The following is a 12,858-nucleotide window of genomic DNA, read 5'->3' on the forward strand; positions in this document are numbered from 1 at the left end:
CCGGGCCTCAGCCCTGCGGGGTGTCCGAGTCCTCGGCGGCGCCGTCACCGCGGACCACGGCGCGCCGCGGCCGGAAGCCGCTCGGCGCGGGCGACGGGCCGCCGCTCTCGGTGGAGTAGCCGAGGTCGAAATCCTGCCTGCCCTCTTCGACGCCCACCTGAACGGTCGCCGTGGCGGGTCCGTAGCCGCTGGCGATGACCGTGTAATGACCGTGCTCGACGTCGTCGAACCGGTAGGTGCCGTCGGAGGCGGTCATGGTCACCCCGGCGACGCCGCCGACCTCGTCGAGCAGCACCACGCGGGCCTCGGCGACGGCCGTGCCGCTGAGTTCCGAACGCACGGTGCCTTCGAGGTGCCCGGCCGCGCTGAGCTCGACGTCCTGCGTGACCCGCTCGCCGGTGGCCAGCCGGACAGGCGTGGCCTGCGGCCGGTAGCCCTGCGCCGTGACGGCCAGCGTGTAGGTGCCGCCCGCCACGTCGGGGAACCGGTACCAGCCGTCACCGCCGGTCATACTCGCGTCGAGCACGTCGCCGCCGGTGTCGGTCAGTACGACCGTCGCCCCGCCCACGGGCCGCGACTGCGGTGTCCGGACGCGCCCGCTGATCTGGCCGGAGCCGGTCAGCGCGATGTCGCGGTGCAGCGGACTCGTCCCGAGCTCGACCGACTGTGCCGAGGGCTGCAGGTGTTCGGCGGCGGCGATGAGGATGTACCGGCCCGGTTCCCGCGCGCCGACGCGGAACGTGCCGTCCTCGGCGCTGCGCGTCAGATCGACCTGCGCACCCGACGCGTCGGTCAGTGTGAGCGTGACGCCGGACGCGGGTTCGCCCGCGGCCGTGACGACGCCGTACACCGTGGCGGACCGATCGGCGGTGGCACCGTTGCGTGCAGCGAACGCGGCGGCCGCGAGTCGTGAGGAGGGCACCTCGTACGCCGACCGCGCGGCGGGGACAGGTGCCGTGTCCGCACCGGCCGGACCCGCCGTCGCGGCGGCCGGCAGTTCGGCGTCGGCGGGGGTTTCCGCCTCACCGGCCCCGGCCGTGTCCTCGGCCTCCTCGTCCGCCAGGTCGAGCGTGCTGCGGAGCGGCGTCTCCTTGATGAACACCACCGCGAGGAACGTGACCACGGCGACGGCGGCGCCGATGAGGAACACGTCGCCGATGGCGTCGCCGTAGGCCGACCGCACGATCGCCTGCACGGGTGCGGGCATCGCCTCGACGTCGAGGGTGCTGCCGCCGGACGCGCCGGTGGCGCCGCCACTCATCGGCATGCCCCGTGCGGCGGCCGCTTCGGCGATGTACTCGGAGACGTTGTGCGCGAGCACCGCACCCAGCGCGGACACGCCCGCGGAGCCGCCGAGCGTGCGGAAGAACGTGACCACGGCGGTGCTGGACCCGACGTCCCGCATGCCGACCGTGTTCTGTGCGACCAGCACCAGGTTCTGCATGAGGCAGCCGGTGCCGATGCCCATCAGCGCCAGGTAGACGCCCATCTGGACCAGGTTGATCTCGCTGTCGATCGTGCCGAGCAGGCTCAGGGCGACGACGAGGATGAACGCGCCCGCCACCAGGAACGGCTTCGTCCTGCCGATGCGGGACACGACCTGGCCCGCGATGGTCGAGGACAGGAAGAGGCCGAGCACCATCGGCATGGTCATCAGGCCGGCTTCGGTGGGCGAGTAGCCGCGCGCGATCTGGTAGTACTGCGCCAGGAAGACCGCGCCGCCGAACATGGCCGTGCCGACCGCGAGCGTCCCGATCACGGTGAGCGAGAAGGAGCGGTTGCGGAACAACTTGAGTGGCACGACCGGTTCGGAGACCTTCGACTCGACGAACACGGCCAGCGCCAGTGCGACGGCTGCTCCGCCGAGGAACGCGGCCGTCGTGGGCGACCACCAGTCGAATTCCTTGCCCGCGAGCGACACCCAGATCAGCACCAGGGCCACGCCGCCGACGATGAGTGTCGCGCCCAGCCAGTCGATTTTCACGTGTCGCTTGATCACGGGCAGCTTGAGCGTCTTGCCGAGCACGATCAGCGCGAGCACCGCGACGGGCACGGTGACCCAGAAGCACCAGCGCCACCCGAGCGGGGAGTCGACGATGATGCCACCCAGCAACGGGCCGGACACCGTGGCGACGGCGAAGGTCGCGCCGATGTAGCCCGAGTAGCGGCCGCGGTCACGCGGGGAGATCATCGCGGCGATGACGGCCTGGACCAGTGCCTGCAGGCCGCCCATGCCGATGCCCTGGATGGCGCGGTAGGTGATCAGTTCCGGCATCGACTCGGCGAAGCCGCCGAGGACCGAGCCGACGGTGAAGATCACGATGGCGAGCTGGTACAGCAGCTTCTTGCTGAACAGGTCGGCGAGCTTCCCCCAGATCGGCGTGGTGGCCGTCGAGGTGAGCAGCATCGCGGTGATCACCCAGGTGTACTGGCTCTGGGTGCCGTCGAGGTCGGCGATGATGCGGGGCAGGGCGTTGGAAACGATCGTCGACGAGAGGATCGCGACGAGCAGCGCGAGCAGCAGGCCGATGAAGGCCTGCATGATCTCGCGCTTGGACATCGTGGCGTCGGGATCCTCGACGGTCTGGGCGTGCGCGGACGTGGTGAACCCCCTGAGTAAGGACAGAGTCGTGACGACGACAGTCGTGAGTCGGTTGACTCAACATAACAAATAACTTGATTGCTGCAACTACATATTCCGGCCGAGGTCGCCGCCTAGTCCGATCGAGTGGCCCGGTTTGCGAGGTTCGTGCGCGATTTCCCGGCGCGACGTGGGGCAACTCACCCCTCCGCACCCGGCGACATCGCCACCGGCGCGCCGTGTTGACCTCCACTGTGGTCGAGGTGTGAGGCTGCAGCCATGACAGCGCAACCCACGTCCGCTTCCACCGCGACCGCTTCCACCTCGTCGCCGCCCGCCCAGGCCGCGCCCGCGTCGCCGCCCGCCGATGACTGGGGGATCGGGGCCCTCGACCTCGACGCCTACCTCGCGCGCATCGGCCGCCGCCCGGTATCGCCGTCGCCCGAAGCGCTCACCGCGCTGCACGAGGCACACGTACGGACCATCCCGTTCGAGAACGTCGACCCGTTCTCCGGCAGACCGCCATCGCTCGACCTCGCCGACATCCAGGCGAAACTCGTCGACCGTCACCGCGGCGGCTACTGCTACGAACACGGCCTGCTGTTCGCCGCCGCGCTGGAACGCCTCGGCTACGACGTCACGCGCCTCACGGCCCGGGTGCAACCGCACCGCAACGGCCCGAAGTCCCACATGAACCTCGTCGTCAGCCTCAACGGAGCCCGGTATCTCGCCGATGTCGGTTTCGGAGCGAGCGTGCTACGTCCCATGCCGCTCGAGGACGGAGTCGTCGTGGACCAGGCGGGGTGGCCCACCCGGATCGTGCGCGGCGACGACGGGTGGACGCTCGAGAAGTCGACGGCCGGGGAGTGGGAACCGCAGTACGCCTTCGACGAACGGCCGCAGCGGCCGATCGACTACGAGGTCTTCAACCACTACGTCGCCACGCACCCGAAGTCCCCGTTCACGCGGGGCCTGATCGCGATGCGCCTCGAACCCGGGGCGGTCACCGAGATCCTCGGCGGCAAGCTGGTCGTCGAACGCCCTGACGGCAGTAAAGACGCGACGGACCTGCACCACGACGACGTGCCGGCCCGGTTGCGCGGCCTCGGCATCGAGCTCACGGACGGCGAGACGGCCACCTTGCTGGAGACGATGAAGGCGGCAGGCTGACCGGCCACGCCGGGGTCATTCGGGCAGCAACCGGGTCACGAGCCGGGACAACTGCCGGATCGTGCGGCATTCGAACATCGGCACCTCCCGGGCGTACCGGTGCGCCTCGGAGTCACCGGTGCCCCACGACGACTCGCGTTCCGGGTTGAGCCAGTAGACGTGCCGGGCGCGCCCTGCGATCCCGCGCAGCGCGGCGAGGTTCGGGGGAGCGCCGTTGGTGCGGCCGTCGCCGAGGACGAGCACGCTGGTGCGGGGACCGAGCACATCGCCCCAGCCGTCGGTGAACGTCTGCAGCGCCCCGTCGTAGTCGCTGCTCATGCCGATCGTCGTCAGGTTCGCCTCGGCGACGATGCGCTCGGCCAGGTTCTCGGGCTCGTCCCGGCCCGCCCGCACCAGGTCGGTGATCTCGTCGGTCCGCGAGACGAACGCGAAGCTGCGGACCTTCGAGAACTGATCACTCAGCGCCTGCGTCAGCAGGAGCGTGAACTGGGCGAACCCGGCGACCGAGCCGGACATGTCGCACAGCAGCACCAGCTCGGGTCTACCGGGACGTCTGCGGCGCATGACCGGTCGCATCGGTACACCGCCGGTCGCCAGCGACCGGCGCACGGTACGGCGCAGATCGATCCGTCCCCGTGCCGCGCGCCTGCGTCGGGCCGCCAGCCGCGTGGCCAGTTTGCGGGACAGCGGCTGCACCGCGCGGCGCATCTCGGCGAACTGCTCCGCGGTCGCGCTCGTGAACGACACGAGCTCGGTCTGCGGAGCCACGGCGTGCCGTGCGATGCGGTCGCGCCCGCGGAGCTCGGCCGTGCGCCTGCGCGCCTCGGCCCGCACGTGCTCGGTGAACGACGCGATCCCCGCGGCGGCCTCCCTGTCCGCGAGTGCCTCCGCGGCCTCGCCGTCGAGCCCGTCGGTTCTGGCGTCGCGAATCGCGGTCCGCAACCGCGCCCGTAACGCCTGGGGGCGCACCTCGGACAACGCCTGATACGCCGACCAGCCGCTCAGCCGCGCCGCCGGACTCCCGTTCCCACCGGCCTGTCCCGTACCGCCCTGCGCACCCTCACCACCGTGACCTCCCTGGCCTTGCCCACCGCCCGCGACGGCGCCGTAGCCGCCGAACAGGTCGATCCCCGTGGCGGCCAGCGCACGCACCCGGGCGTCGTCGCCCGCCACGAGCGCGTCGAGGAGCCGATCGCGCAGCTGCGCGGGTGTCTCCGGATCGTCGGAAGCGGTCTCCGAGGTGCCGTGCGCGGCGGGAAAGTAGAGGTCGAAGACGCCGTCGAACACCGGCCGCTGCGCCGAACCCCGCAGCACGCTCGCGGCGAGGGCCTCCCGGAGCCGCTCCCGATCGGCGAACCCGACGGCCTCGGCGGCCGCGGCGGCGTCGACCGTCTCCCCGGTGCCGACCGCGACGCCGTGCTCGCGCAGCGCGTGCGCGAATTCCACGAGCCTGCTGGCCACCGCGTGCGGCGTCATGACACGGAGCTGCCGGACGGTGCCGGGTTCGCGGATCGTGCCGCGGCGGAGCTGCCGGCGGTGTCCGTGGAGGAGAGCATGTGATCGAGTCGCAGCTCGGACAGTGCCTTCCGCTGGTCGGTCTCGTACTTGAGGATCACCCCGAGGGTCGCGCGCACGGTCTCCTCGTCGAGAGTCTCCGCGCCGAGAGCGAGCAGCGTGCGTGCCCAGTCCACCGATTCGGCGATCGACGGCGACTTGCGCAGTTCCAGCTCCCGCAGCGCGCCGACGACCCGCACCAGCGAGGCGGCCAGCTCGTCGTCCAGTTGCGGCACGCGCAGCGTGACGATGTCGCGTTCCAGGTCGGCGGGCGGGAAATCCAGGTGCAGGAACAGGCAGCGGCGTTTCAGCGCCTCCGACAACTCCCGCGTGGCGTTCGAGGTCAGCACGACCAGGGGCCGCCGCGTCGCCGTGATCGTGCCCAGCTCGGGGACCGTGACCTGGAAGTCGCCCAGTACCTCCAACAGCAGGCCTTCGACCTCGACGTCCGCCTTGTCGACCTCGTCGATCAGCAGCACCGTCGGGTCCTCGTTGCGGATCGCCGTCAGCAGCGGGCGCGAGAGCAGGAACTCCTCGCTGAACACGTGCTCGCGGGTGGCATCCCAGCTCTCGTCCTTGGCCGCGGTGATCCGCAGCAGCTGGCTGGCGTGGTTCCACTCGTAGAGCGCGCGGGACTCGTCGATGCCCTCGTAGCACTGCAGCCGGATCAGTTCACTGTCGGTTCCGGCCGCCATGGCCCGGGCGAGTTCGGTCTTTCCGACACCGGCCGGACCTTCGACCAGCAGTGGCTTGCCGAGCCGGTCGGCGAGGAACACCGTGGTCGCCACGGCGTTCGACGCGAGGTAGCCGGCTCCTGCCAGCCGTTCGACGACCTCGTCGACCGATGCGAACTGCGGCGCCTGCTCGGCCGACCCCGACGGGGACGCCTGCGCCGCCTGCGACGTCGATGGCTCTGTCACAACGGACTCCTTGCGGTAAGCGTCCGCTCATTCTCGCGCCCGAACGAGCACTGACGCGAGGCCGGTGGCTCACCTCACGCGAATTGTCAGGGGTAGGTCGGACAACGGTTCCACAGCCGCGGTCGTGTGGGTCGCTTCCCGGAGTTCCCGCGCGAGGTCGAGCTGGGCAGCCGAACAGGACTCGACGGCCAGTCCGTGTACCTCGAACCAGCGGCAGATACCCCCGAGCACTGGACAACGTCACGCTCTACTCGCGGCGGTCCTGGCGACGACGAGGCGGTGAAGGCCGGCCGAGCGCGCGGCCGGATGAGCTGACCGACCGCTACGAGCGCCCGGCGTCCTGCCGGTCGTGCGCGGCCCGGCCGACGACCACGGTGGCGCCGAGCTCCTCGCACCGCTCCACGCGCGGTGCGAGGCCCGCGTCGGCCAGCGCTGCGGATGCGGCCTCGGCCTGCTGCTTACTCGTCTCGCTGAGCAGGTGGCCGCCCGCGGCGAGCCACGACGGCGCCTCACGGGCCAACGTGCGGAGCGTGTCCAGCCCGTCGACGCCGCCGTCCAAGGCGATCGCCGGTTCGTGGTCCCTCGCCTCGGGCGGCATCGACGCGATGGCCCCCGACGGTACGTACGGCACGTTGGCGACGACGACGTCCACGCCGCCGCGCAGCTCCGGCGGCAGTGCGGCGAACAGGTCGCCCTCGTACACCCGCCCTGTCAGGTTGCGACAGGCGCACCGCACCGCGACGGGATCGAGGTCGGCGGCGTGGACCGTCGCATCGGGACGTTCCGCCCCGATCGCCGCACCGAGCGCGCCCGACCCGCAGCACAGGTCGACGACCACGCCACCGTCGGGCAGCACCGCGAGCGCCTGCTGCACGAGGAACCCGGTCCGTTGCCGGGGCACGAACACACCCGGCTCGACCACCACGCGCAGACCACGGAACTCGGCCCAGCCCAGCACGTACTCAAGAGGCTCACCGCCTACCCGGCGTGCGACGAGCCGGTCCAGGTCGGCCCCGTCCGCGGCCGTCTCGATCAGCAGTGCGGCCTCGTCCTCGGCGAACACGCACCCGGCGTTACGGAGGGACGACACGATCGGCGACGGCGGCACCACCCCAGGCTAGCCCCGGGCCGACCGGCCGAAGCGGGCGGTGAACCCGTGACGGCGGATGCGCTCGACGGCCTCGGCACCGACCAGCTCCCGTGCGATGTCGAACTCGCGGCTCAGGCGGGTGTTGCTGACCGACGGGTTGTCCGTGCACAGCGCGACCGGCACGTCCGCGGCGACGAGAGAGGCCAGCTGGTGACGCCTGCGGTCCTGCGCGGCACCGGTCTGGACGTTGCTCGTGACGGCGACCTCGAGGGTGATGCCCCGGGCGACGAGGTGGTCGAGCAGGCGCGGATCCTCGGCAGCCCGCACCCCGTGACCGATCCGTGCCGGGCCCAGGTGCCGGACGGCGTTCCACACGCTGTCCGGACCGGCCGCTTCGCCCGCGTGGACCGTGACGGGCAGGCCTGCGTCGTGAGCCGGCCGGAACGCCGGGGCGAACTGCGCCACGGGGAATCCTGCCTCGTCACCGGCCAGGTCGACGCCCACGAGCCGGTCGGCGCGACGCAGGATCCTGCGCATCTGGCGTTCGGCCGATTCCGGACCCTCGTCGCGCACGACGATGCCGATGAGCCCCACGTCGATGGGCAGGCCGTGGCCTGCGGCCGCGCCGGTCACGGTGTCGATCACGGCGCCGGCGTCGAGACCGGTCCGGGCCGCGATGAACTGGGGACTGAAGCGCAACTCGACGGCGGTGAGCCCGTCGTCGCAGGCGTCGGCGAGGGCTTCGCGGGTGATCCACCACCAGTCGTCGAGGGTGGTGGCCAGCGTCGCGGCATTGTCGATCTTCGCCAGGTAAGGGAGCAGGTCGCCTTCGCACCCGGCCACGAACTCGCTACGCGACGGCCGGGCACCCGCGCGTGCGGCGAGGCGGTACGCCGTGGACGGACGGATCGAGCCCTCGAGGTGCCGGTGCAGGTCGACCATCGGACCGGCGGACAGGGAACGGGAGGAGGACAGGGGAGCGGCGGGCATGTCGAACCTTTCGCGGCGACGGCCACCGGCCGAGCCGGTGGGGAGCTGACAGCTGACGTGCGGGGGTTGCGCGCCGGGCAGCGGGCACACTGCGGACGCGGCACGTGCGTCAGCCGCGAAGGTCCATGCGATAGCTGTGGTCGCCGAAGATCGCGAACACGCGATCGGCGTCGGCGATCCGGTCAACACGCATGATCGGCATGCTAGGTCGACGGACGATCACTGTTCAACGGCCGTCCCGCCGGAGGCGCCTCCTCCGGGAAGCCAGCCGCGGCGGCGGAGTTCGCCGGTGAACCGCCGGTAGGACTCCTCCAGCCGGTCGTGCTGTGCGGGGTCGGGGTCGACCACGGTGCCGCGCACGCCGACCCGGGCGCACACCTCGGACAGCCCTCCCGGCGCCGTCGCCGCGGCGGCCAGCAGTGCCGCACCGTATGCCGTCTCGGCATGCTCGGTCACCTGCACGCTCCTGCCCGTGACGGTCGCGCGGATCGTGGTCCACAGCCTGCTCGCGCTTCCCCCTCCCGCGGCGAGCAGCGGCCCGCGGACGTCCATCCCGAGATCGTGCACGCGTTCGAGCGCGAGACGTTCGAGGAACGCGACGCCTTCGAGGCGTGCCCGGTGGAGCTCGACGTCGTCGGCGGGGTCGCCGACGAGGAACCCCCTGGCCTCCGGTGCTGGGAACGGGAAGCGTTCGCCCGCCCGGGCCAACGGGTAGGCCAACGCGCGGGCCGGGCCCCGTGCCTCGGCCTCGTCGTCCAGGCACGCAAGGTCGCCGGTCACTCCCTCGCCACCTGTGTTGGACGCGCCGCCCACGAGCCACCAGCCGTCCGGATGCCGGTGGCCGTACAGCGCACCCCAGGGGTCGGCGACGAGCCGTTCGGAGACGCCTTTGAGCACGTACGTCGTGCCGAGAATGCCGACGAAGCGCCCCGGTTCCACCGCGCCCGTGGCCAGTTGTGCCGCGCATCCGTCCGTCATGCCGGCCACGACAGGGCAGTGGGCGGGCAGCCCGGCGATGGGCTGCCGGGTCTCGCCGAGTACACACGTCGGCGCCACCACACCGGGAAGCCATGAATCCGGCACGCCGAGTGCCTCGAACACCTCCGAGGCCCATTCGCGCCGCACCGGGTCGTAGCCGCTCTTCAGAGCGTGCGACCAGTCCGTGGGCACCGGGTGTCCCGTCAGTGCCGCGGCGATGATCTCCGGAGTGTGGACGACGCCCGCCGCATCGGGGTACGCCGCGCGCAGCCAGGCGATACGACCGAGCGCCGCGGTCGGCGCGACCGTCGTCCCGAGCGCACCCCAGCGTGGTGCGCCGGCCTCGGCGGCCGTTGCGTTCTCGCCTGCGCCACGTCGGTCGTCGTACATGAGGGCCGGCGACACGGGCTCGCCGCGGTGGTCGACCGCGACGACCGTGCCAGACGTGGCCGACACCGCGACCGCGTCGGCCGGACCGACCTCGGGACGTGCGCACACCTGCCGCAGGACCGACTCCACGGCGGGCCACCAGGTGCGGGCGTCCTGTTCGCTACTCCCGTCGGCCGAGCGCACCGGGCGGGGCAGCGGCGCTGCGGCGCTGGCGAGCACGACGCCGTCGGGCGCGACCGCGAAGGCCCGGACCCCCGCGGTCGCCACGTCGATGCCGACGACCGTCACCGATGCACCACGGGTCCCTGCGTCGCGTCCTGCGTCACTTCTTCGGTGACCTCTTGCAGGTTGGCGTCCTTCGCGAGCGCTTCCTCGGTGGCCTCGGGCAGCTCCAGGAAGCGCACGATCACCGCGGCGACCACGTACAGCGCCGAGAAGATGATCACCACGCCCGCGGCGCCGGTCGGCCCGAGGAACAGGCTCACGATCGCCGGCCCGACGAAGGTCGCGGCGCCCGCGCCGAGGTTCAACAGCGCCATCGCCCCACCCTTGTTCTCGGGGGCCAGTGACGGCAGCAGCGCCGAGATCGGTACGAACCCGGCCAGCGTGGCGCCGTACAACGCACCCACGAGCAGCGCCACCCAGTAGTAGTCGGCGCCGAGTGCGAGCGGAACGAAGTACAACAGCAGGATCGAGACGGCACAGCCGACGGCGCCGAACCAGAAGATCGTGGTGCGCCAGCCGATCCTGTCGGAGACCACGCCGAAGATCAGGTTGAACACGATGTTGGTGCCGTAGATGACGGACACGAGCAGCAGCCAGCGTCCCTCGCCGAATCCGATCTGGTGGGCGAAGATCGTCGGGAAGAACACGAGCATGCCGAACTCGGGTGCGGTGTTGATGACCCGTGCGATCATGCCGAGCCCGACCTGCGGCTTCTGCCAGGCGATCGACACACTCGACACGAGACTCTGGACGGGTTTCACATCGGGCGGTGCGAGCCGCTGGTAGCCCGTGCGTTCCCGCACCCCGAGCAGGCAGACCAGGCCGCCGAGTCCGAGGATGCCGATCGAGAGCCACAGGGTCCCGTAGTGGCCGAAGATCGGGTTGGTCACGCTCGCCACGAGCGAACCCAGGGTCGGCAGTCCTCCGGTGAAGGCGAAGTAGAACCACCCCACGGCGGCTCCGAGGCGTGCTATCGGCGCAACGGCCGTGATCCAGACCAGGAACCCGAACGCGAACATCGGATAGCCGAAGCCACGGATGCCGTAGAACACCATCATGAGTGTGTAGTTCTCATCCGAAACTGCGATCGCGAGGAAAAGTACGTCGAACACCAGCCAGATGGCGAGACCGAGCATCATGACCCGGCGCGGCCCCCACAGTTCCGACAGTGCGCCGGACAACCACGACGCGAGCATGACGGCGACGCCGTACACGGTGATCACGTAGGAGGCGCGGATGTCGGTTCCGGCACCGTGATCGGCCATGAATGGCGCGATGAAGCCGGACTCGACGCCGTCGCCGATCATGAACAGGAGCAGGCCGACGTAGCCCAACACCAACGGCGCGGGCAGGCCCCATTTCTCGAGCAACCCGCGGAAACCTCCGCCGGCTCCGGACAACGTCGGTGTTGTCTGCGCAGTCATCTTCCCTCCATGGGTGCGGCTCGAAGCATCATCACCCATGTGAAGTTCACAGACAAGATGTTATTTAAGGTTCTCCTGGTCGCCGGGGCGGCGCCACCTCCGTCACAGCGGTGCGACGTCCACCTGCGTGCGGTTGCGCAGCTCCTCGACGGTCGCCTCAGGCGTCCCCGAATCCACGATCACCCTGTGGTAGTCGGTGACCGGCGCCAAGCGGTGCAGGGCGGTCCGCGGCATCTTGCTGGAGTCCATCAGCAGCACGCGATTCTGTGCGCTCTGCAGCATGGCCCGCTTGACCATGACGACCTCGGGCTCCTGGTGAAAGGTCAGTTCCGCGGTCATCGCCGACGTGGAGACGAACGTCGTGTCCACGGTGAGCCGTTCGACCGCCTCGAGGCACGGCATGCCGAGGAAAGCGTCGTGCGTGGGGGAGTAGTCGCCGCCGATCGCGATGAGACGCACGTCGTCGATGTCCTTGAGTACGTCGATCGCGCGCAGGTAGTTGGTCGCGACGGTCAGCGGGGTGACCTCGCCGAGCAGCGTGGCCAGTGCCAGCGCGCTCGTGGAGTCGTCGAGCAGGATCGACATCCCCGGTTCCACATGGGCCAGCGCCTGCCGGGCGATGGCGGCCTTGGCTTCGACGTGGGCATTGAGCCGGTACTCGGAGTTGCTCTCGAACACGGTCGAGGGCTGCGCGGACACGCCGCCGCGGAACTTGCGCAGCAGGCCCCGGCGAGCCAGCTCGTCGAGATCCCGGTGGACCGTCATCACGCTGACACCGGTCAGCTCCGCCAGCTCCGCCGCCGAGGCCGAACCGTTGTTCACCACGTAGTCCGTGATGCGCTGTTGCCTGCTCGCGCGCTGCCCTGCACTCTTGTCGGTCTTCTCCGTCACGCGGCACAGCATCTCATTCCACGGGTGCGTTCAACCGGTACAGGCTGGCGTGTCCTGCGTCGATGCCGATCTCGGTGATCGCGACGTTCTCGAGTCTCGGCAGTGCGCGCCGGTAGGCCGGTAGCGGGATGTCGAGCAGGTGACACAGTGCGAGCCGCAGCAGCGTGTTATGCGCGACCACCAGTGCCGGCCCGCCCGCATGTTCGGCGTGTTCGGCGATCCTTCCGATGGCCGCCACGGCGCGCTCGGCGACGGCCACGGGCTTCTCCGCGTCGGGGAACGCACCCGTCACCGGGTCGGCACGGAAGCGTGCGACCACGTCCTCGGGCAGTTCACAGAGTGTCCGCCCTTCGGCGACGCCGAAGTGGGCCTCCCGAAACTCCGGCTCGACGTCGACGGCCAGGCCGAGGGCGGTGGCGACGGGTTCGGCTGTCGCCACCGCCCTGCTGAGCGGGGAGGAGTGGACCGCCACGGGAGGTTCCGCAGCCAGTGTCACGTGCCGTGCGAGTGCCGCGGCCTGGGCGGTGCCGCGGTCGGTGAGCGCGACGTCGCTGCTGCCGGCGTACCGATTCTCGGCGTGCCACGTCGTCTCCCCGTGCCGCACCAGTAGAACTCGACCGCCCATGCACAACCTCCGATGACAAA

10 protein-coding genes are annotated in these 12,858 nt (G+C 70.8%); 1 reads left to right on the forward strand and 9 read right to left on the reverse strand.

Annotation, left to right across the window (positions count from 1 at the left end; genetic code table 11):
* Nucleotides 1-7: 7 nt before the first annotated feature.
* Entirely contained in the window at nucleotides 8-2,560 is a 2,553-nt protein-coding gene (locus FHS23_RS09755) for an MFS transporter (protein ID WP_183651999.1), read from the reverse strand.
* 300 nt (nucleotides 2,561-2,860) lie between these two features.
* On the opposite strand from FHS23_RS09755, the gene FHS23_RS09760 reads away from it, so the two are divergent.
* Nucleotides 2,861-3,751: an arylamine N-acetyltransferase family protein gene (locus FHS23_RS09760; RefSeq protein ID WP_183652002.1), complete on the forward strand. Its 891-nt coding sequence runs from the start codon at nucleotides 2,861-2,863 to the stop codon at nucleotides 3,749-3,751.
* Between the two features lie 15 nt (nucleotides 3,752-3,766).
* Here the strand turns inward: FHS23_RS09760 and FHS23_RS09765 are convergent, their stop codons facing one another.
* From FHS23_RS09765 to FHS23_RS09800, 8 genes are all read right to left on the reverse strand, one after another.
* Entirely contained in the window at nucleotides 3,767-5,227 is a 1,461-nt protein-coding gene (locus tag FHS23_RS09765) for a VWA domain-containing protein (protein WP_183652005.1), read from the reverse strand.
* The gene (locus FHS23_RS09770; RefSeq protein WP_221219397.1) at nucleotides 5,224-6,126 is read right to left on the reverse strand and encodes an AAA family ATPase; all 903 of its coding nucleotides are present in this window, start codon (nucleotides 6,124-6,126) and stop codon (nucleotides 5,224-5,226) included. Before FHS23_RS09770 ends, FHS23_RS09765 begins: the two co-directional genes overlap by 4 nt.
* A 421-nt stretch (nucleotides 6,127-6,547) precedes the next feature.
* The gene (locus tag FHS23_RS09775; RefSeq protein WP_183652011.1) at nucleotides 6,548-7,333 is read right to left on the reverse strand and encodes a putative protein N(5)-glutamine methyltransferase; all 786 of its coding nucleotides are present in this window, start codon (nucleotides 7,331-7,333) and stop codon (nucleotides 6,548-6,550) included.
* A 9-nt stretch (nucleotides 7,334-7,342) separates the two neighbouring features.
* Complete coding sequence (gene add / locus FHS23_RS09780) at nucleotides 7,343-8,305, reverse strand: adenosine deaminase (RefSeq protein WP_183652015.1); 963 nt, start codon at nucleotides 8,303-8,305, stop codon at nucleotides 7,343-7,345.
* Nucleotides 8,306-8,524: 219 nt separating this feature from the next.
* A complete protein-coding gene (locus tag FHS23_RS09785) occupies nucleotides 8,525-9,961 on the reverse strand; it encodes an FGGY family carbohydrate kinase (protein WP_183652018.1) in 1,437 nt (478 codons plus the stop codon).
* Complete coding sequence (locus FHS23_RS09790) at nucleotides 9,958-11,322, reverse strand: MFS transporter (protein WP_183652021.1); 1,365 nt, start codon at nucleotides 11,320-11,322, stop codon at nucleotides 9,958-9,960. The genes FHS23_RS09785 and FHS23_RS09790 overlap by 4 nt, the downstream gene beginning before the upstream one ends.
* A 102-nt stretch (nucleotides 11,323-11,424) precedes the next feature.
* The gene (locus FHS23_RS09795; protein ID WP_183652024.1) at nucleotides 11,425-12,225 is read right to left on the reverse strand and encodes a DeoR/GlpR family DNA-binding transcription regulator; all 801 of its coding nucleotides are present in this window, start codon (nucleotides 12,223-12,225) and stop codon (nucleotides 11,425-11,427) included.
* A gap of 1 nt (nucleotide 12,226) precedes the next feature.
* Nucleotides 12,227-12,838: a histidine phosphatase family protein gene (locus FHS23_RS09800; protein WP_183652027.1), complete on the reverse strand. Its 612-nt coding sequence runs from the start codon at nucleotides 12,836-12,838 to the stop codon at nucleotides 12,227-12,229.
* Nucleotides 12,839-12,858 lie beyond the last annotated feature (20 nt).

It is taken from the genome of Prauserella isguenensis, assembly GCF_014191605.1.
GTDB lineage: Bacteria > Actinomycetota > Actinomycetes > Mycobacteriales > Pseudonocardiaceae > Prauserella > Prauserella isguenensis.